Origin of the sequence: Pantoea sp. B270, assembly GCF_018726825.1 — a bacterium.
GTDB lineage: Bacteria > Pseudomonadota > Gammaproteobacteria > Enterobacterales > Enterobacteriaceae > Pantoea > Pantoea dispersa.
Genome location: NZ_JAHCSX010000001.1, coordinates 81,391 through 104,943 on the forward strand (window position 1 = coordinate 81,391; position 23,553 = coordinate 104,943).

A 23,553-nucleotide genomic window follows, 5' to 3' on the forward strand; every position below is an offset into this window, starting at 1 on the left:
GCCACAATCGATTAAAATTGCTCCATCATTGAGAAAAACTGAACGGTTAACTGATGCGTGATTTGCCACCCCTGAATGCCTTGCTGGCGTTTGAATATGTCGCCCGTAGTGGCAGCGTGCGGGCAGCGGCTGATGGCCTGTCGGTGACGCCAGGCGCGGTGAGTCGTCAGATTCGTCTGCTGGAAGAGTACTTTGGCACGGCGCTGTTTCAGCGTCAGGGGCGCGGGCTGGTACTGACGCTGCCCGGCAATGCCTATTTTCTGCAAATCAGCCAGCACCTCGACGGTATTCGCCAGGCGAGCGCCACGCTGCAGCGCAATGCCGGCCGCACGGTCATCCGGCTGCACTCCTTCACCACCTTCGCCACCCGCTGGCTGATTCCGCGGCTGGCACAGTTTCAGCTGGCGCATCCGGCGATTGACGTGCGCCTGACGACCGCGTCGGAATGGGACGATACGGTGGATTGCGACGCGGCGATTCGGCTTGGTGACGGTACGTGGCCGCAGCAGCACGCCACGCCGCTGGTGAAAAACGTGCTGGTGCCGGTGTGCCGTCCGACGGCTGACCGGCGCGCCAGCATGCACCTGGCCGGGCTGGCGCAGCATACCCTGCTGCTGGTGCGCGGACGTCCTGATGACTGGCAGCGCTGGTGCGAAGCATTTGGCGTGGAAATGGACGCGCTGCCGCACCGGCGGCAGATGGAAAGTTCGGCGCTGGCCTATCAGGCCGCCATTGAAGGGCAGGGGATTGCGCTGGCGCAGCGCGTGCTGGTGGAAGCGGAGCTGAAGGCGGGCACGCTGATCGCCATGGAGGATTACCAGCTGGACTGTGGCCGGCACACCTATTACCTGGTGCGCCCGCAGGAGAGCGTTAAGGCTGCTACGCTACAGCAGCTGGAGCAGTGGCTGGTCACGCAGGATGACGGCGATCAGGCGTTATGAGCGGCGAAATGGTCCATCGGCCACGGAGGCGCGCTCAATCAGCCGTCCGCTGAACGGCGGCAGGGGCGCAATCGCTTCGCCCTCCAGCATCGCCACCAGCTGCGCCAGCGTGTGCTGAATCATCTCCGCCACCGGCACGTGAACCGTCGTGAGCGGCGGCAGGAAAAATTCGGCCATGCGAATATCATCAAAGCCCATCAGCGATACATCCTGCGGCAGCCGTTTGCCCGCCGCATTCAGCGCCAGCGCGGCACCAATTACCATATCGTCATTGCTGGCCATCAGCGCACTGAACGTTACGCCGGCACTCAGCAGCTGGCGTGCCGCCGCCTGACCACTCTCCGGCGTCCACGCGCCCGGCAGTACGCGCGCCGCTTCATACGGCAGCTGATGGTCGGCCAGCGCCTGCTGATAGCCAGCCAGACGCGCGGCGGCGGTGGGCGATCCCGCCAGTCCGGTGATAAACGCGATGTCATGGTGACCGCGCGTAATCAGGTAGTTCACCGCATCGCGGGTATTTTGCTGGTGCGAAGCCCAGACGCAGTTCGCCGCGTGCTGCGTCAGACGGCGGTTAACCACCATGATCGGGATATCGTGCTGGTCGATGATCGCTTCCAGCGCGGCGGTGTCGAGAAAACGCGGGTAGATAATGATGGCGTCGCAGCGCAGATCGAGCAGAAACTCAATTGCCGCGCGCTCATCGTCAGCGCTGGTCTTGCCATCGGCGAGGATCAGCTGGCGGCCATAGTTATTGGTCAGCGTGGCCGTCTGGTACAGCAGCTCGCTGAAATAGGGGCCGTTAAACAGCGAATGGGTGACGATCAGGCCGATATTCTGCGATTTTTGCGTCGCCAGACTGCGTGCCAGCAGATTCGGGCGGTAGCCGGTTTCCTCTATCGCCTGAAACACTTTCTGCTGCGTGGATTTGCTGACATAGCGGTTGCCCGCCAGCACGCGCGACACGGTGGCTTTAGAAACGCCCGCTTTGCGGGCCACATCCAGCATAGTAATCATCAGCGCTTCGACCATCATTCCTGCAGGCTAAAAAGCGATAGTACCTGAAAATGCAGGGAAATTAATGGCATCGTTAGCAAACAGTGAGGGGGATCAGGCGTAGAACCAGGCGGGCAGGATGGCGATCAGGTTATTCAGGGTATGCAGAAAAATCGGCAGCGCCAGGCTGTTGCTGCGCAGACGCGCGTAGCACAGCAGCAGCGAGAACAGCGTCAGCGCAACGATGGTTTCCCAATGCACGTACTGCGTGTGCAACGCGGCGAACAGCAGCGATGTGAGCAACATGCAGGCAAAACGGCTTTTGGGCGCCCACAGCAAAAACGCCTGCAGCAGGAAGCCGCGGAATAGCACCTCTTCAAACACCGGCGCCAGCAGCACGGCGGTGAGCAGCAGAATCAGCATTGAGCTGCGTCCCTGCTGGCTCTGTTCAATCAGCCAGCCTTCCGGCTGCAGGAACTGCGTTTGCGCCACCATCAGCACAAACAGCGCGCCGATAAACAGCAGTGCCTGGCCGGGGCGCAGAAAGCCCAGAGGAATGTCGCTGCGGCGCTGGCAGTAGAAACGGTACAGGGGATAGATCACGGCAAATTCAAACAGGCACAGCACTGGCACCAGCAAGCCGTTATTGCGCAGCGTCCCGTAATTGGGAAACAGCGTAATCAGCATGGTCACGAGGTAATAAACCACAAAGCTACCCACGTAAAACAGGGTCAACGTAACTTTGTCGGATTGGGTGTCCATAGGCGACTCAGCGGGCAGAGGAAGACGCATAGTAGCAACGGCGATCGGTGCTGTCGAGGTGCGTTTGCGGAGATTTTCGCCGGTTCAGATACGTCACAATCGCGGCGCTAACCGACCGCCTCATCGCAGGCGATGCGCGGCATGACGGCTTGCGCTTTCATCTGGCGAGCAGGCGGAGAGGGAACCGAATCACTTATCTGGCGCGGAGGATGCCGCTGGCACCGTCTGGTGCACAACGGCAGAGAGAAAATTAACGAGGCTTAACGCACCCGGACGGCCACGAAGGTCATCACGATGGCGAAGCCGATAAAAATAGCCAGTTCCATCATTATCTCCTCAGAAAAGTCTTAGATAATTGTAGCGTCTGCCCGGGTGATTTTTAGACACAGCGTGCGATTAATCCGAAAATGTGAGCAGAAAATCGCGCCTTTTGTCACGCAATGCGACCAGTCTGCTGGAAAAATTTTCGCATCGGCGGCACGCTTTGTTACTCTCAGGAACCCGCTTGTTCATTATTCAGGAGGAGAAAATTGTGAACCATTATGGAAAAGCGCTGCTGCTGACGGCGATGCTCGCCTTAACGGCCTGTCAGTCAGCCAGTAAAACTGACAGCAGTCACGCCGTCAGCCACGATCCGGAAACCGACCAGTGCGGTGCCTCGCAGTATCAGAACTACCTCGGTCAGCCGCTGAGCGCGCTTGATACCCAGCGCTTTGCCGTACCGGTGCGCGCGATTCCGTGGAACGGTGCCGCCACCATGGACTTCAATCTGCGCCGCCTGAATTTCCTCGGCGATCAGAACGGGAAAATTTCCCGGGTTTACTGCGGGTAACACCAAACGGACACGGCATTGTCATCGGGCTGTCATGGCGGCGGGCGAGGATAACTGCGCATTACGGAGATTTCCTCGTCACTCTCGAATATGCAATGCTCGTCTTGTTTCTTCCCGCTACGGCGGGAATTTTTTTCGCTATAACCTGCCTGCTGCGCCATATTGCCCCCGCCATAGCGCGAGATGAATCGCGGCTCTGCGACGCCAGGCGTACAGGCAGCAATAACAGACTGACCTTACAGGAGTGACGATGAAATACCTGACCCGAACGCTGTGTTTGACGCTGCTGCTCAGCCCGCTGGCGCAGGCCTCAAGCGAGGCGGCATGGCAGCAACACGATAAAAACCTGCAGCAGGCGTGTGTGCAGGCCAGCGGTCTGAAAGCGGTGAAAGTGGTGGGCAAGCCGATCATGTACGACGACAGCGTTGGCTACGATGCGCTGTTGCTCGAAGGCCGCTATCCGCAAAAGCACATGAAAAATCAGCTGGGGCGGGAACTGTGCCTGTATCAGCGTCAGAGCGGTAAAGCAGTGGTCAGCGAAGCCGACCAGCTGCGGGTGGTGAAATAATCTCCGGGGCCGCTATTTTTGCGGCCCTGCTTCTAACAGCTGCGCCAGCAGGTTGCGGTAACTCTGCAGGCGCTGTTCATCGCCTTCCACTTCCAGCCGGTTAATCACGCGGGCAATCACCGCTTTATTGGTGGCGGGCTGGCCATCATCCATCAGCTCGCGCATGATGGCGGCCAGCAAATCGCTCTCGTGCGGCGCGTGCCAGGCGGGGCTGTTGAAATAGTCGGTAATCGCCCGACTGGCGCTGTCATGGTGCGTTCTCATAGCCGACCTCCGCAGAGACAACGAAGCCTGCCACCCACGACGGGCAGCAACTGAAAACCTGAATTAAGCATGCGGACTGTCCAGGACGGGCAGCGCCTCGCCAGTGATGACTGGTGATTTTTTAAACATAGATGCGGTGTGGAATATTGTCAGTAACGAATCGTCATATTTTTTCACGTTTGCCGTCTCTCGCGATGCGCTTATCGGGCCTTATGCCAGGTAACCGCACATAAAGACACTACAAAAGTGAGGCATTGCCCTATTTGCTGTGAGCAGAATCACGCCCGGCAGCGAAAAACTGCGTTTTCATCCTCATGCCATGTTTTGCCGTCCGGCAATGTTACGAGGTTGTTAGACTGAACCCTCGTTTCATTTTTTCTGACATCTGCGCTCATGCTACGCTCCATCGAATCCTGGAAGATCAATCTGATATCCGTCTGGTTTGGCTGCTTTTTTACCGGCCTGGCCATCAGTCAGATCATTCCTTTCCTGCCGCTTTACGTGGAAGAGCTGGGTATCCGTGGCGGCAACGCGCTCAGTATCTGGTCAGGTCTGACCTTCAGTGTCACCTTTATTGTTTCTGCCGCCGTGGCGCCGCTGTGGGGCAGCCTTGCCGATCGCAAAGGTCGCAAGCTGATGCTGCTGCGCGCTTCGTTTGGCATGGGCGCGGTGATTTTGCTGCAGGCGTTTGTCACTCAGGCGTGGCAGCTGTTGCTGCTGCGCGCGCTGATGGGACTGACGTCCGGTTATATTCCCAACGCCATGGCGCTGGTGGCCGCGCAGGTGCCGCGTGAGCGCAGCGGCTGGGCGCTGAGCTGCGTGTCGACCGGACAAATTGGCGGCGTGATCCTCGGGCCGATGATTGGCGGTCTTCTGGCCGACTGGCTGGGCCTGCGCATGGTGTTTATCGTTACCGCGATACTGCTGATGGTCAGCTTTCTGGTGACGCTGTTTCTGATTAAGGAGACCGGCTACACGCCGGTGAGCAAGCAGGACAAACTGAGCGGGCGTGAGGTGATGCGCAGCCTCGATAATCCACGCCTGATGTTCTGCCTGTTCGTCACCACCATGGTGATTCAGATGTGTAACGGTTCGGTGAATCCTATCCTGACGCTGTTCGTGCGTGAGCTGGCGCCGGATGCGCAGAATATCGCGTTTCTCAGTGGTGTGATTGCCGCGCTGCCCGGCGTGTCGGCACTCATCGCCGCACCGCGTCTCGGCAAACTCGGCGATCGCATCGGTACCCAGCGTATTTTGCTGGCGACCATGATCGCCTCGCTGCTGCTGCTGATTGCCATGTCGTTTGTCACCAGCGCCACGCAGCTGGGCGTCCTGCGCTTTCTGCTCGGCTTTGCCGATGGCGCGATGATGCCGGCGGTGCAAACCCTGCTGGTGCGTCATTCACGCGATAACGTCACCGGCCGTATTTTTGGTTATAACCAGTCGTTCATGTACCTCGGTAACGTCGCCGGACCGCTGCTGGGCGCAGCGGTCTCAGCCGCCACCGGTTACCGCTGGGTATTCTTCGCCACCGCGGTCGTCGTCCTGCTCAATGTGCTGTTGCTGCGGCGCTTCTATCGCCGGCCAAAAACCGAGCTAAAACCCCTTAGCCCGGCGGCCGCCACTAAGCCGGCTGATGCAGCGTCAGCGCATAGTGCCAGCGCCGCTGAGAAAGCAAAAACTCCGGGCTGACGCTCGGGCTCCACGAATCGTCGCCGCCGACGCCCATATGGAAGCCGTCGAGATGCAGCCAGCAGCCGGGTTCGTCCTGCAGTAAATGGCGGTGCGAGGTGGCGCGCAGCTGCTCAAGGCTGTGGCGGCTAAGCGAGAAGGCGAAGTCGCCGCTGATCTGCCAGCTGCCGCTATCCAGCTGGCGCGTGCCGCAGCGCAAGCCATTCTCACCCGGAAAGACGTAGCCGGTGCTGAGCGCCGCCAGCGGCAGCTGCCAGCGTGAAAACTGCGCCGCCAGCTGGCGATCCGGATAGTTTTCATGAGGCCCCAGTCCCAGCCAGCTCACCAGGTGCGGGACCTGAGCCAGCTGGCAGCGCAGGCCGATGCGCGCGGGCGGCGGCAGACCAGCGGCCTGTTGTACATCGACGCTGATAGTCAGTTCGCCATCGCCGCTAATGCCATAACGCTTATGGCTGGTAAACAGGTGCTGACCCTCACCCAGTACGCGATGCCAGGTTTCAATCTGCACGTCGTGCTGCAGGCTGTCGACCTGCATCGCCAGCAGCTCTGTTTGCAGCCGATCATAGCCCGCGCGTTTCCAGCGCTCGACCCAGGCGTTGGGGTCGATATTGGCAGCTTCGCTGGTGCCGATATCATTATCGATCGGTGCGCGAATAAAGCACTCCTCCAGCGGTGTCAGCATGGTTTCACGATCGTTCACCCACCACTGCAGCAGCGCGCCGCTGCGGCGACAGAAGTGCCAGCGCTGCGTGGGCAGCACCACCGCCACCAGATTGTGATTGGTTTCCAGCTGGGGCGCGCAGGCGCTGAGCGGCGGCAACGTAACCGGCAGCGCGGCCGGCAGCGCCCACTGATCCCAGGCCACGCGATGATCCGCCTCAGACCAGGGCGTGGCGGCGATCTGATGCACCGCGAGGTTGAGCCACGCTTCACCCTGCAGCGCTTCAGGCGCGGGCACGGTAAAGGTGTGGCTGCCTTCGGCATCGAGATCCAGCACCCATTCACCGCGCGCGAGGGTTACACCGTCCTGCTCAATCCACCAGCGCAGCCGTTCGTTGTCGCTGCGGCGGAATAAATATTCGCTGGTGACGGTCACGCGATACGCATCGCCGGGATCGCGCGTAAACCGGAAAAACTGCTGGGCGCGCTGTGCTTCAAACAGCGCCGGATGCGGCGTGCGATCGGCAAACACCAGCCCGTTCATGCAGAACTGGCGATCGTTAGGCGTGTCACCGAAATCGCCGCCGTACGCCTGCCACGGCTGGCCGTGTGCGTCATAGCGCGTCAGGCTTTGATCGACCCAGTCCCAGACGAAGCCACCCTGCAGCCGCGGAAACTGGCGAAATGCCTGCCAGTATTTGGCAAAGCCGCCAAAGCTGTTTCCCATCGCATGGGCGTATTCGCACAGGATCAGCGGACGCGCTTCATCCGGCAGGCTGATCCATTTTTTCAGTGACCACTTCGGCACCGCCGGGAAGGGCTGGTCCTGATCGACGCGCGCATACATCGGGCACAGAATATCGGTGGCCGCCGTGTTGGCACCGCCGCCCTCATACTGTACCGGGCGCGTGCTATCGCTGCTTTTCACCCAGCGGTACAGCGCATCGTGCGTGCTGCCGTGGCCGGACTCATTGCCCAGCGACCAGATGATGATGCAGGCATGATTACGATCGCGCTGCACCATGCGCGTTACGCGTTCGCTATAGGCGGCAAACCAGCGCGGGTCGTCGGAGAGGCGGTTCATCGGCTGCATGCCGTGCGTTTCGATATTGGCTTCGTCAACCACGTACAGGCCGTACTCATCGCACAGCCGATACCACAGCGGATGGTTAGGATAATGAGCGCAGCGCACCGCGTTAAAGTTGTGGCGCTTCATCAGCTCAATGTCCTGACGCATGCCAGCTTCATCCACTACCTGACCGCGCTCGGGATGGTGCTCATGACGATTAACACCGCGTATCAGCAGCGGCTTACCGTTGAGGCACAGCTGGCCGTGCTCAATGCTGACGCGACGGAAACCCACATCATAAGCTTCGGCTTCAATCACCTCGCCGGCATCATCAAGCAGCGTGACTACCGCGCGGTAGAGATGAGGCGTTTCGGCGCTCCACAACAGCGGTTGCAGCACCGGCAACACCAGCAGGGTGCGTTCCGGATAGTGGCCACGTTCATCAATGATGGCGCTGCCCGGCGGTTGTTCATGTTGTGCGATACAGTCACCGTTGCGCCACAGCGTGACGCGCACCCGACACTGACTGAGCGGGCGCGCGCCGGCATGGATTTTGACATTCACCCGTAAATCGCCGCGCAGATATTCCGGGCTGAGCGCGGTTTCGATCTGCACATCGCTCAGGCGAGTGTCCGGTTTATGCAGCAGCGTCACGTCGCGGAAAATGCCGCTCATGCGCCACATATCCTGATCTTCCAGATAGCTGCCGTCGCTCCAGCGCAGCACCATGACCGCCAGACGGTTGTTTCCCGGCTGCAGCACGTGGCTGAGGTCAAATTCGGCGGGTAAGCGGCTATCCTGCGAATAGCCCATCCACTGTCCGTTGCACCACAAATAAAAGGCCGAGCTGACACCATCGAAGATGATGCGCGTCTGCCCCTGGCTTAACCAGCCTTCATCAACTTTAAATGTGAGCGAGTAACATCCGGTGGGGTTCTCGCGTGGCACCAAAGGGGGATTGACCGGAATGGGATACTGCACGTTGGTGTAAATGGGCGCGTCGTAGCCGTGCAACTGCCAGTTGGCGGGCACCGGCAGCGTTGCGGCGTCCGGTAAGTCCTGTAGCAGCCAGCTGTGCGGCACTGCTTCCGGCGCGGTAAAATAGCTGAAGGCCCACTGACCATTCAGCCGCTGCTGCGCAGGTGAGGGATGGCCATCGCGCGCGCTGACTTCATCGCGCCAGCTGGCAAACGGTGGATGCGCGTCCAGGCGATGCAGGCTGGTGATAACCGGGTTTTCCCAGTCACGGCGCGCCAGCACTTCACTCAGAGAAACAGCCGCTAAGGTCATAGTGAGATCTCATTAATTGTATTGCGCTCACATTGCGTGAAATGGCGTTAGCTGTAAAGACGCAGCGCGCAATTTTGTTACTGCGCGCACAGCGAGCAGCACTGACGTTTGCGGCACAGCGTTCGCTGTAACTTAAGCTGGCGTATTGAGCGGTCTGTGAGGCTTTTTTAGCGGTTTCTTGCCACTAAAACGTTAAGCGTGGTGAGCAGGCATGAATAGCGCCGGGTTGCGGAGCATTCTGTATTGTCGTGTTAACCGCCGCTTCATACACTCAGCGCAATTTCAGCAACCTGAGGTCAATATGATCCGTATCGTTAAGCTCGCTGCCGTTGTGGCGCTGGTGTCCGCGTTAAGCGGTTGTCTTTTTCCCCCGCCGGGCGGCGGCGGAGGAGGTTGGGGTGGTCCTGGCGGTGGCGGTCCCGGCCATGGGTATCAGGGTCCGCGTTAATTTAGCGCCAGCGCATAATTAATGCAGCGATGCGAAACGTTTTATCTGCGGCGTATTTTGTCAGTGAAACGTTTCGCCGTTATATATTGAATTTCAGCCACTTTTTTTACGCTTCGGCTAACCATTATTTTTCCTCTGGCCGGCAAAAATTCTTGTTGTTTTAATCCTGCCAATGCTAATTTTTGTTTTCCCATTCTGACTGAGTCCATCGCATGAAAAACCTGATTGCGGAACTCCTGCTCAAGCTGGCAGAAAAAGAAGAAGAGTCTAAAGAATTAGTGGTCCAGGTTGAGGCGCTGGAAATCGTGCTCACCGCCATGCTGCGCAGACTGGATGCCGCCCAGGTTAGCGACATCGCGGCGGGTATTGATCGCGCGATGCCGCCCGCCGCTTCCGTGCAGGAAAATCCGGACGCGCTGATGCTGCGCAATTACGTCGAAAAGTTGCTCAACCACCCGCGCGAATAATCCCGCCGTACGCGCATAGATTTTTTTCCGCTTTGCTTATTCCGTGCCATGCTTAACAGGCAATAATCACACGGAGAAACCGGCAATGAAATCGTGTCTTGTGGCAATAATGGCAGCAGGCCTGCTGCTGGCTGGCGGTGCGGGCGCGGCGGAGAAAACCGCGCAGCAGGAAAAAATGACGCTGTGTAATCAGCATGCAGGCGCGCAAAATCTGAAAGGCGATGCGCGTAAAAGCTTTATGAGCGAATGCCTGAAGAAAGACAGCAAAATGGGCAATATGACGCCGCAGCAGATGAAAATGAAAAGCTGTAATAACGAAGCAGGAGAGAAAAAACTCAGCGGCGATGCGCGTAAAACCTTTATGAGCAGCTGTCTGAAGAAGAGTGCTTAAACCTCTGGCGGCCTGCGGGCCGCTTTTTTGTGTCCGCACTCGCAGGGTTAACGCGCGAGGTATTTTTTCTGACATAAACGGCACGCGTTGCCAAAACTTTACAAAATCCTTACATAAAATTCCATTTCTCCCCATCCAGTCTCTCTGACGCTTAACCGTGGCCAGAGCGGCTTTACGTGCAACATAAGGAACCTGTTGTATGGTCGCTGCGATCATTATTGGTGTATTTATTATTAGTGTGCTTTACGCCCACTCACGCGGCGTGGAAAAGCAAAAGTTTTCCCGTCAGTTATTTGATCACTCCACTTTTATGGCGCCGATCAATATGTTTATGACCGGGCTGTCGCGACTGCCGGCTAAACAGCCCTATTTTCCGGTTGAGGATTTTCCTGAGCTGCGTCAGCTGACTGATAACTGGCAGGTGATTCGTGATGAAGCCATTCGCCTGCAGGATCACATTAAAGCGGCGCAGACGCATAACGATGCCGGATTTAATACCTTCTTCAAGCGTGGCTGGAAGCGCTTCTATTTAAAATGGTATAGCGATGCACATCCGTCAGCGCGCGAACTCTGTCCGGTAACCACCGAACTGGTGAGCAATATTCCCGGCGTTAAAGCGGCCATGTTTGCTGAACTGCCGCCGGGCAGCCATCTGGGCAAACACCGCGATCCTTATGCCGGTTCGGTGCGCTATCACCTTGGGCTGCAAACGCCGAACGACGATCGCTGCTTTATTGAAGTGGATCGTCAGCGCCACAGCTGGCGCGACGGTCAGGCGGTGATCTTCGACGAAACTTACGTGCACTGGGCGCAGAATGAAAGCGAGCAGACGCGTATCATTCTGTTTTGCGATATCGAGCGGCCAATGAAATGGCGCTGGGCGCAGGCGGTCAATCACTGGGTGGGCTCGACGTTAATGTCAGCAGCGGCATCGCCCAACGACGAAAACGATCGTACCGGTTTCCTCAACCGCATCTTCAAATACGTTTATGCGCTACGCGATGCCGGTCAGAACCTGAAGAAACGTAATCGCCGGTTGTATTACTGGGTCAAACATGGACTGATTGTGGCGATTTTCGCGCTGATCATCGTGCCCAGCGTGTTCTTCTGATCCTTTCGTGCCGCTTAAAACGGCGGTTTAACAGTCAGTTAACCGCCGTTTCGCTTTGTTTCTCCTGCTAAATCCTCACGCTTTGCCACACTTACTCTTTGTAAGGAATTGTCGTATCAGACGAACAACCCCGAAGGAGGCGAACCGTGAGCTATCAATCTGTCGTGGAACTCAAGTCGCTGGCGCAGCGTAAACCCACTAAAGTGACCGTCGGTGAAACGGATATGGTGCTGATTCGCGACGGCGACCGCGTGCAGGCGCTGCAGGCAAAATGTCCGCACGCGGGCGCACCGCTGGAGCAGGGCGCAGTGTGCGGCGACAAACTGGTGTGTCCGTGGCATAAGGCGGTGTTTGAGCTGCGCGATGGCAAAATGTGCGAGCCGCTGGCGCTGGCCAATCTCAAACGCTATCCGGTGCGCATTGAACAGGGGCAGGTGCTGATCAATCCGCAGGCGATGTCGCCAGCCAGTGCGCCGGTGGCCCAGGGTGAAGCGCCGTTGTGCGTGATTCTCGGCTCTGGCGCGGCGGGCAGTGCCGCGATCTGGACGCTGCGCGATGAAGGCTTTAGCGGCCGTATTGTGCGTATTGAGCGTGAAAGCGACGCCCCCTACGATCGCACCACGCTGAGTAAATTTGTCCCCTCCGGCAAGATGGCCATCGACGAGGTACCCAAGCTGCTGAAACAGGATGTGCTGGGCCCGGTGGCGTGGCTGCAGGGGGAGGTGGTGCAGCTGAAGGCGCAGGAGCAGACGCTGGTGCTGAAAGACGGGCAGCAGGTGAAGTTTGACCAGCTGCTGATCGCGACTGGCGGCGTGCCGCAGCCGCTTGATATCCCGGGCAAGGATCTGGATGGCGTACACCTGCTGCGTTCACTGCGCCAGGCCGACACGCTGATTTCGCAGGTGGATGAGGCGCAGCAGCTGGTGATTATCGGCAACAGTTTTATCGGTATGGAAGTGGCCGGTGCGCTGCGAAACCGCGACATTGATGTCACGGTGGTGGCGCGTCATCCGCTGCCGTTTGCCAGCCAGTTCGGCGAAGAGATTGGCCGTCATTTTTATGAGCTGCACCGCAGCAACGGCGTGAAGTTTGTCGAGGGTGAACCGGAAGCGCTGAGCGGCGAAGGCGCAGTGAGTGGCGTGCGGCTCAAAGGTGGCAAAACCGTGCCAGCCAGCCAGGTGCTGTTTGCCACCGGCATTGTGCCGGCCACCCATTTTATTCACGACCTGCCCTTACAGAAGGATGGCAGCCTGCTGGCCGACAGTCAGCTGCGGGTCAGTGAAAACATCTGGGTCGCGGGGGATATTGCCAGCTATCTCACGCCGCGTGGCGTGCAGCGTATTGAGCACTATCGCGTGGCGCATCAGCAGGGGCGCATTGCCGCGCTGAATATGCTGGGCAAACGCATCATGTACGATCGCGTGCCGTTCTTCTGGACTGCGCATTACGGCACCCGCTATGAGTATCTGGGACATGCAGAGGAGTGGGACGATTATCGCCTGCTGGGCTCGCTGCAGGACAAGCGCTTTATCGCTTTTTACTGCCAGCAGGGCATGATTGCGGCAGTGTGTTCAGCCGGCATGTATACGCTCACTGCCGCGCTGGTGCACGAGATGCAGCAGCCAATGACGCTGGAACAAGGCCTGGCGCTGTTTGAAGCGTATCAGGGCTGATCCTGAAGCCAGCACCTAACCGTTCCCTCTCCCGTCTGCGGGAGAGACAAACCAGCACCCAACCGTTCCCCCTCCCGCCTGCGGAAGAGACAAACGAGCACCCAACAATTCCCTCTCCCGCCTGCGGGAGAGGGTTAGGGTGAGGGAAAACCCGCACCATCACTGCTTACTCAGCGCCTCGGACTTCGCCATGCACTGCTGCATCGCGCCCATCACCGCAGCGCGGAAGCCTTTATCTTCCAGCACCTTCACCGCTTCAATGGTGGTGCCGCCCGGTGAGCACACCATATCTTTCAGTTCGCCAGGATGTTTGCCGGTCTCCAGCACCATCTGGGCGGAACCTTTTACCGCCTGCGCCGCAAACTGATAAGCCTGCGCCCGCGGCATGCCGCCCAGCACGGCGGCATCAGCCATCGCTTCGATAAACATAAACACGTAAGCCGGTGCCGAGCCGCTGACACCCACCACGGCATGAATCAGATACTCGTTCACCACCGCCGCTTTGCCGAAGCTCTCAAAAATGGTCACCACCTCGTCCACTTCCTGCGGTTCCACCAGCACGTTCGGCGTAATAGAGGTCATGCCTTCATTGACCAGCGACGGCGTATTCGGCATTACGCGGATGATTTTACGATCGTGACCGAGTACCGCCGCCAGCGAATCCAGCGTCACACCTGCGGCAATCGACACCACCAGCGCATCTTTCTTCAGCTGGCCGGCCAGATCCTTAAGCACTTTGAGAATCACGTTGGGTTTCACCGCGCCAAACAGAATGTCCACTTCACGTGCCAGACTCTCGACGCTTTCTGCCGCCGTCACGCCATACTGCTGCGCCATCGCCTGGTTGGTGTCGGGTTTTCGATCGTGCACCCAGATATTGGCCGGGGCGATCTGCCCGCTGTTCACCAGGCCGCTGATGATGGCTTTCGCCATATTGCCGCAGCCGACAAACCCGATTTTCTTCTCCTGCATCGATTTATCCTTAACGTGGTTCGGTTTTCTCAGTGGGTTAGCTTACGTCAGCGGCGGTGAATAACAAGTCGCGCACAAATAACATTTGCCATTCGCGGTCAGCGCGGCAAGATCGCAGGCATTGCCCGTTAATAAGGATTAAACATGTCGATTTGGGTGGATGCCGATGCGTGTCCCAATGTCATCAAAGAGGTGCTGTATCGCGCCGCTGAGCGCACCAAAGTCACCGTGACCTTCGTCGCTAACCAGCCGCTGCGCGTACCGCCGTCGCCGTTTCTGAAAACGCTGCAGGTGGCTGCTGGCTTTGACGTGGCCGATAACGAGATTGTGAAACGCGTGCAGCCGGGCGAGCTGGTGATTACCGGCGATATTCCGCTGGCAGCAGAAGTGCTGGAGAAAGGGGCGGCAGCCCTGAATCCGCGCGGGGAACGCTACAGCAGCGATACCATTCGCCAGCGTCTGACCATGCGCGATTTTATGGAAACGATGCGCGCCAGCGGCATTCAGAGCGGCGGCCCGTCGGCATTAAGCCCACGTGACCGCCAGCAGTTTGCCAACGAACTGGATAAATGGTTACGTCAGCGTTAATCAGACGAAGCTGTCGTCATCGTCAAAATCACCGCCGCTGCCGAAATCGTTGAAATCATTGTTATCGGCAAAGCTGTTGTTGTCCCAGCCTGAATTGTCATTCAGGAAGGCATTGTTGCTGTCATTGCCGTTGAAGGTGTCCAGATTATCATCCACCTGCGGCAGCGCCGGTTCGTTAATGATATTGACGATCTCTTCCGGCTGCGAATGGTGGAACAGGCTGGTGAGCATGTCCGCCATCACCACACCGCCGGCCACGCCGACAGCCGTTTGCAGTGCGCCACCCAGGAAACCGGTACCGCGCGCCGGTGCAGCATACTGCTGCTGAGGCGGTGCGGCATATTGTGGCTGTTGCGGTGCGCTGTTCCATGCCGGCTGTTGCGGCTGCGCCGGGCGTGAACCGCCGCCAAACAGGCTCGACAGGAAACCGCCGCTGCTTTGCTGCGGGGCCTGCTGCTGCGCCTGCGCCAGACGGCTCTCCAGCTCCGATACCTGCGCGTTGAGCTTTTTCATCGCCGCTTCCTGAATCAGGATCGCCTGCGCCATGTAGTAGGGCGCACCGGGCTGGCTCTGTAAATGCTGATTGATTAACTGTTCGGCACCGGCATCACGCGGGCCGCTCTGGCTTTCTGCCTGTTTCAGACGGCTGAACAGGCTTTCAATAAGTTGTTGTTCCTGGCTCTGCATGGTGAACCTCCGGTTAGGCATAGCGTGTTGTTCTTCAGGCGACCAACAGGACGTCCGTTGCCTGAACTATAAAGCGTATATGCGGGCTGCGTGACAGAAAGTAAATCAGCGGCCTGGTAAGCAAATGTTGCCCCGCGCTTACAAATCGCCTGATGCACGAAATGCGCATCGTTTTCCCGTTAAAAATCAAAATATTGTCGCTGGCTATCGCTGAAATACGCGTAATTCGTGCTTCGCGGCTGGCTGATAAAATAAAATCCAGGTATCATGCGACGCATTATTGACCTGATGACGTTGCCCGCGCGGCAGACTACGGCGGAGGATGAGCCCGGATGTCATTACCCATCTATCTGATCGGCGCACGCGGTTGCGGTAAAACCACCATTGGCCAGGCGCTGTCGCAAGCGCTGGGCTATGCCTTTCGTGACACCGACCACCACCTGCAGCTCACCACACAGCGCAGCGTGGCAGAGATTGTGGCGACGGAAGGCTGGGACAGCTTTCGCGCGCGTGAAAGTGAATCGCTGCGGGCGGTTACCGCACCTGCCAGCGTAATCGCCACCGGCGGCGGCATGGTGCTGGCTGATGTCAATCGCCACTTCATGCGTGAGCACGGCCAGGTCATCTGGCTCAACGCGCCCTCGGGCGTGCTGGCCGATCGGCTGGAGCGCCAGCCAGAAGCGGCACAGCGTCCGACCCTGACCGGCCGGCCTATCGCGGAAGAGATGGAAGATATCCTGCGTGAACGCGCGCAGCTCTATCGTCAGGCTGCGCACCATGAAGTCAACGCGATGCAGGCACCGGAGCAGGTGGTGGAACATATTCTGCAATCGCTGTCTCTCGCCCGCGCCAGCTAACTGCCTAAGAATTCTCCCTCTTTTTTACAGCGATCCTCGATTGTCTATACTCAATAGCAGGCAGAGGATCACCGCTGTCTGTGTGGAAACCTGACATAAGAGGGAAAACGATGCCAACCAGACCACCCTATCCGCGAGAAGCGCGCATTGTTGCCGTTGAAAAAGGGCAGGCGGGCAATACCGTCACCTGGTATGAATTACGGGCTGACCATCCACGTCCGGATACCTTAATTAGCGAACATAAATCGGAAGCGGAAGCGCAGGATGCCAAAGACCGCTATGAAGATGTGGAAAAAGAATAATCCCGGTGGGCAGGGATGCCCGCTTTAGCGTAATTACGTCCGGTCGCTAAATAGATTTTTTATTTTCCCTGATGCGCTAATTACGGCGATAAAATTTGCCGTCTTTTCTGTTTAATCGCTCTCCTGCCTGATAACGTCTTTTTATTTTGCCTTTAGCCCTTATTTTCTGCTGCCTTAAATAGCCTGCGTTTTGTCCGGTGCAAAATTTGCGCTTGACCGATAAACCGTCGCGTTTTACTTTCGGGTTATCGATACAGGAACTCAGTTCCATATAGTGAAACCAGCGCCATGACCACACTCGAAAATGCCGCCGCCGTGCTTAAGCTGTTTCAGCGCTTTGGCGTGGCGCAGGGCCATCCCGGCCTGACCTTTACCGAGGTGGTGGAGGCGCTGGGGCTGCCGAAAAGTACCGTGTCGCGCCTGCTGGCGACCATGGAAAGCGAAGGTTTACTGGAGCGCGATCCCGACAGCCGCTGTTTTCAGATTGGCCGCGTGCTGTTGTCCGTTGCCGGGCATTATCTTTCGACACCGCTGATTGACAGCGCATCGGCGCCGATGGCGCGCCTGGCGGCCAGCAGCGGCTGCATGGGCTATATCTCAGTGCTGGACGGTGACGATGTGCTGGTGATGCGCATGTACCACGGTCGCTTCTTTACCCAGCTGGTGACGCCGCCTGGTACACGGGTGTCGGTTACCGGCACGTCGACTGGCCGCGTGCTGTTAGCGCAGCTGAGTGATGACGAGGTGCGCGCGCGCTTCAGCGATAACTGGCAAACCGCGTCGATCAATTCACCGCTGAATATCGATGCGCTGTGCAGAGAGCTGGCGCTGATTCGTCAGCAGGGCTGGGCACTGGCCCGCAATGAAACGCTGCCTGGCATTAGCTCGCTTGCCGTAGCGGTAACCAATAAACACCGCGGTGAAAGTGCCGCATTGTGTCTCTCATTTCTTTCGCAGGAAGCGGCCCCGGGTTATCCGGAAGCGCTGCTCAGCGAATTGCGCGCAACGGCTGCACTGATGGCCGAAAAATACGGCGCAGCGTCCTGAATAAAACAGGACAACCCTAATTTGATTTCAAGGCGTAATACTTCGCGCCACACCGGGGAAATAGCAGGTCTTCGGACCTGCTTATTTCAATAATCAGGGAACGATGAATAAAACATTGAGGTTCCGCGTGTCGGGCACAATGTCATTGCGCGTTTTCTACAGGGTGAAAATACGGGGATAATATGCGTCTGGATAATCCAATAAAAAATATTGGCGTGGGCCTGATGCTGGTTCTGCTGTCAGTTGCAGGGGCCATCATTGGGGTACAGCTGATCACAACTATTGGGGTAACGCCCAATACTTCTATTATCGGCGCGCTATTTGCCATGCTGCTGGCGCGCATTCCACTGCAGTGGTTTCGCCGCTACCGTTCGGTTGAAGTGCAAAACCTTGCACAGACCGCCATCTCTTCCGCCACCTTCGGCGCTGCCAATAGCCTGCTGATGCCGATTGCCGTGCCGTGGGCGCTGGGTGAGCCGCAGCTGGTGCTGCCGCTGTTTGTCGGCGTCAGCGCGGCAATGCTGCTGGATGCGTGGCTGCTGTATCGTCTGTTTGATACGCGCGTGTTCCCGGCCAGCAATGCATGGCCACCGGGCGTGGCGGCGGCAGAAGCGATCAAAGCCGGTGATAAAGGCGGTCGCCAGGCGTGGCTGCTGGTGGCTGGAATCGTGGGCGGCGTCGCGGGCTCGATGCTGAAAATCCCGATGTCTGCCTTTGGTACGGCATTCATTGGCAATATCTGGGCACTGACCATGCTCGGCATTGGCTTCCTGCTGCGTGCCTATGCGCAACCGGTTGCTGGTATCGATATTAACGCGCTGTACATTCCGCACGGCGTAATGGTCGGAGCCGGTCTGGTGGCGCTGATTCAGGTGGTGCAGGTGATTCGCAGTCGCCGTCACGACAACCTCAACGTCAGCCGCAGTGACAACGAAGTTAAACGCGCGCTCGGCCTGGGGACTGTCGGCTATATCGTAATCTCGGCACTGCTGGCGCTGGGTGGCGGGCTGTGGAGCGAAATGGGCCTGCCGATGCTGCTGCTGTTTATTATCTACGCGGCCTTTGCCGCCTTTGTGCATGAGCTGATTGTCGGCATCGCCGCCATGCACTCGGGCTGGTTCCCGGCCTTCGCGGTGGCGCTGATCACCCTGATCCTCGGCATCCTGCTCGGCTTCCCGCCGCTGGCGCTGTGCCTGCTGTGCGGCTTCACCGCGGCTACCGGTCCGGCCTTCGCCGATATGGGCTATGACCTGAAGGCCGGCTTTATTCTGCGCGGTAACGGGGCCGATGTGCAGCAGGAGCTGTGGGGCCGCCGCATCCAGCTGATCGCCGCGATGATCGCTTTCGTCATCGCAATTCCGGTGGTGTGGTATGCACATAACCTGTTCTTTGTCGACAACCTGCTGCCGCCGGTGGCGCGCGTTTACGCCAAAACCATTCAGGCCGGCGCGGAGCCGGGCATTGCCGGTAGCCTGCTGATGTGGGCGATTCCGGGGGCGATTATTCAGCTGATCGGCGGGCCTAAACGCCAGCTCGGCGTGCTGTTAGCCACCGGTCTGTTAATCAACAACGCCGCCGCAGGCTGGGCGGTGCTGGTCGGGATTGCGTTACGTGTCCTGATCCTGCGCGTGTGGGGCGAGCGTGGACGTTCACCGATGGAGGTGATGGCCGCTGGATTCATTGCGGGCGACGCGCTGTACAGCTTCTTCCACTCACTTTTTGCCAGTAGCAGTAAGAAATAATCCAGGGATTTAGCGATGAGTTTACAGCAGACACTACAGGTTTTTGAGTTACTCGACAGCGCCTACGTGGATGGCCAGCAGGTGGTCGATCTGTTCGCCGCCTATCCTGGCGTGCAAGCCAGCTTTAAGCGCGTCAGTGGGCCAAAAGGGCGCACCGATTTTGTGCGCATCGACATTCCTGGCGCCCAGGGCAAAAGCCGGGGCGGCAGCGCGCCGACGCTGGGGATCATTGGCCGTCTCGGCGGCATCGGTGCGCGCCCGACGCGCATCGGCATGGTGTCCGACGCCGACGGTGCGGTCGCTGCGGTGAGCAGCGCGCTGAAGCTGGCACAGATGCAAACCAAAGGCGACGTGCTGGCCGGCGACGTGATCGTAACCACCCATATTTGTCCGGATGCGCCGACCCGGCCGCACGAGCCGGTGGACTTCATGGATTCGCCCTGCGACGACATCACCATGAATGACAACGAAGTGGTTGCGGGCGTCGACGCGATTCTCTCTATCGATACCACGAAAGGAAACCGCATCCTCAACCATAAGGGCTATGCGCTGTCTCCCACAGTGAAAGAGGGCTACATCCTGCGCGTGTCGGAAGATCTGCTGCGCATCATGGAGATGACCAGCGGTCAGCCTGCGGTGACGTTCCCGATCACTACGCAGGACATCACCCCTTACGGCAACGGCGTGTATCACCTCAACAGCATCCTGCAACCGTCCACCGCCACCGATGTGCCAGTGGTGGGCGTCGCGATTTGTGCGCAATCCGTGGTGCCTGGCTGCGGCACCGGCGCCAGCCATGAAGTAGATATCGCGGCGACCGTGCGCTTTGCGGTGGAAGTAGCCAAAGAGTTTGGCCGTGAGACCTGCCAGTTTTATGACCCGCAGGAGTACGCGCTGCTGCTATCTTTGTATGGTAGCCTCAGCCACCTGCGCAGCCGGAAAGCCTGATGATGAAACCGTCGCTTGTAACCTTAACCATTGGCCAGTCACCGCGTAGCGATATTTTGCCGCTGCTGCAGGAGCATTTGCCCGCCGACGCCGTCGCGCATGCCGGTCTGCTGGATGGCCTGACGCTGGCCGAAGTGGAGCAGTTATACGCTCCTGCGCCGGGCGATAAAGTGCTGGTTTCACGCATGAGTAGCGGCGAACAGGTACGGCTGGCGGCGGCCACTGTCGAACAGGGACTGCAGCGTAAAATTACCGCGCTGGAGCAGCAAGGTTACGACACCATTCTGCTGCTGTGTACCGGTGAGTTCGGCACGCTAAAAACCACGTCGGCGCTGCTGCTGGAGCCGGATCGCATCATTCCGCCGCTGGTCAGCGCCATCGTACAGGCGCACAAAATCGGCATCGTGGTGCCGGTTGAGGAGCAGATCGCTGAGCAGGCCAGCAAATGGCGTAACCTGCAAAGCTCGCCCTGTTTTGCCGTCGCCAGCCCATACCTGGCGCAGCAGAGCGAACTGATGGAAGCCGGACTGACTTTGCAGGAGCAGGGCGCTGATGTGGTGGTGCTCGACTGTATCGGTTATCACCAGAAACACCGCGATTTCCTGCAGAACATGCTGGGCATTCCGGTGTTGCTGTCGAATGTGCTGGTGGCGAAACTGGCGGCTGAACTGATCGTCTGATCGAGGCCGATCACAACTTGCGACGGGCGGCGCTAATTCGCGTGACAGATCAGCGAGTTCCCTTGTAATCTGCCGGTAACCCTAATGTGCTGTGAGGAAGTAACATGCTCAACGTAAGTGAGTATTTCGACGGAAAAGTGAAATCCATTGGTTTCGACAGCGTGACCATTGGCCGGGCCAGCGTTGGCGTGATGGCGGAAGGCGAATACACCTTTGGTACCGGCCAGCCGGAAGAGATGACGGTAGTGAGCGGCGCGCTGAAAGTGCTGCTGCCGGGCGAAGCCGAGTGGAAATGGTACGAAGCCGGATCGGTATTTAACGTGCCGGGCCACAGCGAATTCCACCTGCAGGTGGCGGAGCCAACGTCTTACCTGTGCCGCTATCTTTAAGCGTTAAAGCAGCATCCATTATCAACCGGTAAAGCCTGTGCGGCGTTACCGGTTTTTTTTATGCGCCAGCATGAGGTGTGTGGGCTGCGGTCAGCATAAATGCTGACCCTACAGGTATGAATCAGCATATTTGCAGGGGCGCCATTCATGGCGACCGTTAAACACACCCGTACTATCCTTCCAGCCGGCGATGCCCGCTTAACGCTGCGCTTCGCCGCCTAACGCTTCCACCAGATTGCTGATCAATGCCGCCAGCTCACTGGTCATCAGAATGAAATCGGCATCAAAACGCTGGGCGAAATCATCGCGATCGATATCGTCATTCTGCTCGCGCAGCGTGTCGCTGAACTTCAGACGCTTCACCGAGGCGTCATCGGCGATCACCAGCTGAATACGCTCCTGCCAGTCGAGCGCCAGTTTGGTGACCACTTTACCGGCTTCGATGTGGGTGGCGATCTCGTCGGAAACCAGATCCTGCTTTTTACAGCGGATCACGCCGCCATCTTCCAGTATCGCCTTCAGCTCAGCCTCGTCCATCAGGGTGAAACCCGCCGGCAATTCACCGGAGCGCACCCATTCGGTCAGCGTCAGCTCGATCGGATTTTCCAGCGTCAGCGGCACCACCGGCAGCGAGCCGAGGCTCTTACGCAGCAGCGCCAGCGTATCTTCCGCTTTCTTCGCGCTGGCGCAGTCGACGATGATCAGATTATTGACCGTGTCGATCCACATAAAGGTCTGACTGAAACGGCTGAAGGCGCGCGGCAGCAGGCTATGCAGCACTTCATCTTTCAGCGAATCCTTTTCGGTCTTTTTCAGCTTGCGGCTCTGTTCCGCTTCCAGCTTCTCAATTTTGGCTTCCAGCGCCTGCTTCACCACCGGCGACGGCAGAATTTTCTGCTCGGTGCGGGCGCAGATCACTATCTGACCGTTAATCACATGCGTCAGCGCTTCGCTGCGGTTGCCCATCGGCGAGACCCAGCCGGTTTTGGCCATGTCCTGGCTGCCGCACGGCGTGAAGGTGAAGGCGTCGAGCTGTTTTTCCAGATCGTCTGCGGACAGCGGGATGTCCCGATTCAGACGATAAACCATCATATTTTTAAACCACAACATCAGGATTCCTTACCGTGGGTGCGATCGGGCGCACAAGTCTAAAACAGTCAGCGCGCATGATAGCGAAACATCGGAGTGGTTTCATTGCCTTTCCCGATTCAGCCTTCTACTGTATCTGTCACCTGAATGAATAATGAGGAATAAATCGTGCGTATCGGTATTGATTTAGGCGGCACCAAAATTGAAGTGATTGCGCTGTCTGACCAGGGCGAGGAGCTGTTCCGCCACCGCGTGAATACCCCGCGTGACGACTATGCGGCCACGGTGCAGGCGATTGTCGATTTAGTCCTGCTGGCGGAAGCGCAGACCGGGCAGCAGGGGACGGTCGGCATCGGCATTCCCGGCACGATTTCTCCTTATACCCAGCGGGTAAAAAATGCTAACTCGACGTGGCTCAACGGCCAGCCGCTGGACAAAGATTTGGCGCGTGCGCTGAATCGTGACGTGCGCATCGCCAACGACGCGAATTGCCTGGCGGTTTCCGAAGCGGTCGATGGCGCAGGCGCAGGCCAGCCGCTGGTGTTTGCGGTGATCATTGGCACCGGTTCCGGCGCAGGCGTGGCCATCAACGGAGAATCACGCATTGGCGGTAACGGTAACGCAGGCGAGTGGGGGCACAATCCGCTGCCGTGGATGGATGAAGACGAACTGCGCTATCGCGCGGAAGTGCCGTGCTACTGCGGGCTGCAGGGCTGTATTGAGACGTTTGTCTCCGGCACTGGCTTCGCCATTGATTATCAGCGTCTCAGCGGACAGGCGCTGAAGGGCGCGGAGATCATCCGGCTGATCGAACAGCAGGATCCGGTGGCCGAGCTGGCGATGAGCCGTTATGAAACGCGGCTGGCCAAATCGCTGGCGCAGGTGGTTAACCTGCTCGATCCGGATGTGATCGTGCTCGGCGGCGGCATGAGCAACAACGATCGGCTGTACCAGACGGTGCCGACGCTGATGAAGCAGTGGGTGTTTGGCCGCGAGTGCGAAACGCCGGTGCTGAAAGCGGTGCACGGTGACTCCAGCGGCGTGCGCGGTGCCGCCTGGCTGTGGCCGGTGAAAGGGTAGCGTAACGACGC

The 23,553-nt window shown here is 58.4% G+C and carries 25 protein-coding genes; 17 read left to right on the plus strand and 8 right to left on the minus strand.

Going from position 1 to position 23,553, the window contains the following annotated elements; all coding sequences use genetic code 11:
• Nucleotides 1–53 precede the first annotated feature (53 nt).
• On the plus strand, nucleotides 54–941 hold the full coding sequence (locus KOL70_RS00380) for a LysR substrate-binding domain-containing protein (RefSeq protein ID WP_127833733.1): 888 nt from the start codon (nucleotides 54–56) through the stop codon (nucleotides 939–941).
• Here the strand turns inward: KOL70_RS00380 and KOL70_RS00385 are convergent.
• Together KOL70_RS00385 and KOL70_RS00390 are read right to left on the minus strand one after the other, a co-directional pair.
• Nucleotides 936–1,955 (minus strand): LacI family DNA-binding transcriptional regulator, encoded by a 1,020-nt coding sequence (locus KOL70_RS00385; protein ID WP_215480057.1) that lies wholly within the window; start codon nucleotides 1,953–1,955, stop codon nucleotides 936–938. The genes KOL70_RS00380 and KOL70_RS00385 overlap by 6 nt on opposite strands.
• Before the next feature lie 93 nt (nucleotides 1,956–2,048).
• Nucleotides 2,049–2,696 carry a CPBP family intramembrane glutamic endopeptidase gene (locus KOL70_RS00390; RefSeq protein WP_021507241.1) on the minus strand — a complete coding sequence of 216 codons (648 nt, stop codon included), beginning with the start codon at nucleotides 2,694–2,696 and terminating at the stop codon, nucleotides 2,049–2,051.
• Between the two features lie 532 nt (nucleotides 2,697–3,228).
• Between KOL70_RS00390 and KOL70_RS00395 the strand changes: the two genes are divergently transcribed.
• Complete coding sequence (locus tag KOL70_RS00395) at nucleotides 3,229–3,528, plus strand: I78 family peptidase inhibitor (protein WP_058758053.1); 300 nt, start codon at nucleotides 3,229–3,231, stop codon at nucleotides 3,526–3,528.
• Nucleotides 3,529–3,778: 250 nt separating this feature from the next.
• Nucleotides 3,779–4,096 carry a hypothetical protein gene (locus KOL70_RS00400; protein WP_021507239.1) on the plus strand — a complete coding sequence of 106 codons (318 nt, stop codon included), beginning with the start codon at nucleotides 3,779–3,781 and terminating at the stop codon, nucleotides 4,094–4,096.
• A 12-nt stretch (nucleotides 4,097–4,108) separates the two neighbouring features.
• On the opposite strand, the gene KOL70_RS00405 is transcribed toward KOL70_RS00400, so the two are convergent.
• Complete coding sequence (locus KOL70_RS00405) at nucleotides 4,109–4,360, minus strand: biofilm development regulator YmgB/AriR family protein (protein ID WP_215480058.1); 252 nt, start codon at nucleotides 4,358–4,360, stop codon at nucleotides 4,109–4,111.
• Between the two features lie 393 nt (nucleotides 4,361–4,753).
• Between KOL70_RS00405 and KOL70_RS00410 the strand changes: the two genes are divergently transcribed.
• Nucleotides 4,754–6,052: a multidrug efflux MFS transporter gene (locus KOL70_RS00410; protein ID WP_127833734.1), complete on the plus strand. Its 1,299-nt coding sequence runs from the start codon at nucleotides 4,754–4,756 to the stop codon at nucleotides 6,050–6,052.
• Here the strand turns inward: KOL70_RS00410 and KOL70_RS00415 are convergent.
• Together KOL70_RS00415 and KOL70_RS00420 are read right to left on the minus strand one after the other, a co-directional pair.
• Nucleotides 5,985–9,071 carry a beta-galactosidase gene (locus KOL70_RS00415; RefSeq protein ID WP_215480059.1) on the minus strand — a complete coding sequence of 1,029 codons (3,087 nt, stop codon included), beginning with the start codon at nucleotides 9,069–9,071 and terminating at the stop codon, nucleotides 5,985–5,987. The two genes, KOL70_RS00410 and KOL70_RS00415, sit on opposite strands and share 68 nt — an antisense overlap.
• Before the next feature lie 489 nt (nucleotides 9,072–9,560).
• Nucleotides 9,561–9,713, minus strand: coding sequence for a hypothetical protein (locus tag KOL70_RS00420; RefSeq protein WP_155519908.1), 153 nt, complete (start codon nucleotides 9,711–9,713; stop codon nucleotides 9,561–9,563).
• 18 nt (nucleotides 9,714–9,731) lie between these two features.
• Here KOL70_RS00420 and iraP point away from each other — a divergent pair, with 18 nt between their 5' ends.
• The 4 genes from iraP (at nucleotide 9,732) to KOL70_RS00440 (ending at nucleotide 13,161) form a co-directional block, all read left to right on the plus strand.
• Nucleotides 9,732–9,986 (plus strand): anti-adapter protein IraP, encoded by a 255-nt coding sequence (gene iraP / locus KOL70_RS00425; RefSeq protein ID WP_021507236.1) that lies wholly within the window; start codon nucleotides 9,732–9,734, stop codon nucleotides 9,984–9,986.
• 85 nt (nucleotides 9,987–10,071) lie between these two features.
• Entirely contained in the window at nucleotides 10,072–10,377 is a 306-nt protein-coding gene (locus KOL70_RS00430) for a PsiF family protein (RefSeq protein ID WP_058775199.1), read from the plus strand.
• Nucleotides 10,378–10,576: 199 nt separating this feature from the next.
• Nucleotides 10,577–11,488: a lipid A hydroxylase LpxO gene (gene lpxO, locus KOL70_RS00435; protein ID WP_021507234.1), complete on the plus strand. Its 912-nt coding sequence runs from the start codon at nucleotides 10,577–10,579 to the stop codon at nucleotides 11,486–11,488.
• 146 nt (nucleotides 11,489–11,634) lie between these two features.
• Nucleotides 11,635–13,161, plus strand: coding sequence for an FAD-dependent oxidoreductase (locus KOL70_RS00440; RefSeq protein WP_215480060.1), 1,527 nt, complete (start codon nucleotides 11,635–11,637; stop codon nucleotides 13,159–13,161).
• A 159-nt stretch (nucleotides 13,162–13,320) separates the two neighbouring features.
• Here the strand turns inward: KOL70_RS00440 and proC are convergent, their stop codons facing one another.
• Nucleotides 13,321–14,133 carry a pyrroline-5-carboxylate reductase gene (proC, locus tag KOL70_RS00445; RefSeq protein ID WP_215480061.1) on the minus strand — a complete coding sequence of 271 codons (813 nt, stop codon included), beginning with the start codon at nucleotides 14,131–14,133 and terminating at the stop codon, nucleotides 13,321–13,323.
• Between the two features lie 144 nt (nucleotides 14,134–14,277).
• Here proC and KOL70_RS00450 point away from each other — a divergent pair, with 144 nt between their 5' ends.
• Nucleotides 14,278–14,721 (plus strand): YaiI/YqxD family protein, encoded by a 444-nt coding sequence (locus tag KOL70_RS00450; RefSeq protein ID WP_010616571.1) that lies wholly within the window; start codon nucleotides 14,278–14,280, stop codon nucleotides 14,719–14,721.
• On the opposite strand, the gene KOL70_RS00455 is transcribed toward KOL70_RS00450, so the two are convergent.
• Nucleotides 14,722–15,408, minus strand: a complete 687-nt coding sequence (locus KOL70_RS00455; protein ID WP_058775202.1) for a DUF2076 domain-containing protein — start codon at nucleotides 15,406–15,408, stop codon at nucleotides 14,722–14,724.
• Between the two features lie 332 nt (nucleotides 15,409–15,740).
• Here KOL70_RS00455 and aroL point away from each other — a divergent pair, with 332 nt between their 5' ends.
• The 7 genes from aroL to ppnP all read left to right on the plus strand — a co-directional run bounded on the left by aroL (nucleotide 15,741) and on the right by ppnP (nucleotide 21,373).
• On the plus strand, nucleotides 15,741–16,265 hold the full coding sequence (aroL, locus tag KOL70_RS00460; protein WP_021507230.1) for a shikimate kinase AroL: 525 nt from the start codon (nucleotides 15,741–15,743) through the stop codon (nucleotides 16,263–16,265).
• Between the two features lie 110 nt (nucleotides 16,266–16,375).
• The gene (locus KOL70_RS00465) at nucleotides 16,376–16,567 is read left to right on the plus strand and encodes a YaiA family protein (protein WP_021507229.1); all 192 of its coding nucleotides are present in this window, start codon (nucleotides 16,376–16,378) and stop codon (nucleotides 16,565–16,567) included.
• Nucleotides 16,568–16,855: 288 nt separating this feature from the next.
• Entirely contained in the window at nucleotides 16,856–17,614 is a 759-nt protein-coding gene (locus KOL70_RS00470) for an IclR family transcriptional regulator (RefSeq protein ID WP_136546355.1), read from the plus strand.
• Between the two features lie 182 nt (nucleotides 17,615–17,796).
• Nucleotides 17,797–19,356, plus strand: a complete 1,560-nt coding sequence (locus KOL70_RS00475) for an OPT/YSL family transporter (RefSeq protein WP_058769365.1) — start codon at nucleotides 17,797–17,799, stop codon at nucleotides 19,354–19,356.
• A 15-nt stretch (nucleotides 19,357–19,371) separates the two neighbouring features.
• Nucleotides 19,372–20,304, plus strand: coding sequence for a DUF1177 domain-containing protein (locus tag KOL70_RS00480; protein WP_021507226.1), 933 nt, complete (start codon nucleotides 19,372–19,374; stop codon nucleotides 20,302–20,304).
• Nucleotides 20,305–20,306: 2 nt separating this feature from the next.
• Nucleotides 20,307–20,984, plus strand: a complete 678-nt coding sequence (locus tag KOL70_RS00485) for an AroM family protein (protein WP_058758052.1) — start codon at nucleotides 20,307–20,309, stop codon at nucleotides 20,982–20,984.
• A gap of 104 nt (nucleotides 20,985–21,088) precedes the next feature.
• The gene (ppnP, locus tag KOL70_RS00490; protein ID WP_010616577.1) at nucleotides 21,089–21,373 is read left to right on the plus strand and encodes a pyrimidine/purine nucleoside phosphorylase; all 285 of its coding nucleotides are present in this window, start codon (nucleotides 21,089–21,091) and stop codon (nucleotides 21,371–21,373) included.
• Between the two features lie 198 nt (nucleotides 21,374–21,571).
• On the opposite strand, the gene rdgC is transcribed toward ppnP, so the two are convergent.
• Nucleotides 21,572–22,483 carry a recombination-associated protein RdgC gene (rdgC, locus tag KOL70_RS00495; protein ID WP_021507129.1) on the minus strand — a complete coding sequence of 304 codons (912 nt, stop codon included), beginning with the start codon at nucleotides 22,481–22,483 and terminating at the stop codon, nucleotides 21,572–21,574.
• A 147-nt stretch (nucleotides 22,484–22,630) separates the two neighbouring features.
• Here rdgC and mak point away from each other — a divergent pair, with 147 nt between their 5' ends.
• Nucleotides 22,631–23,542, plus strand: coding sequence for a fructokinase (gene mak / locus KOL70_RS00500; RefSeq protein WP_021507130.1), 912 nt, complete (start codon nucleotides 22,631–22,633; stop codon nucleotides 23,540–23,542).
• The last annotated feature ends 11 nt before the right edge of the window (nucleotides 23,543–23,553 follow it).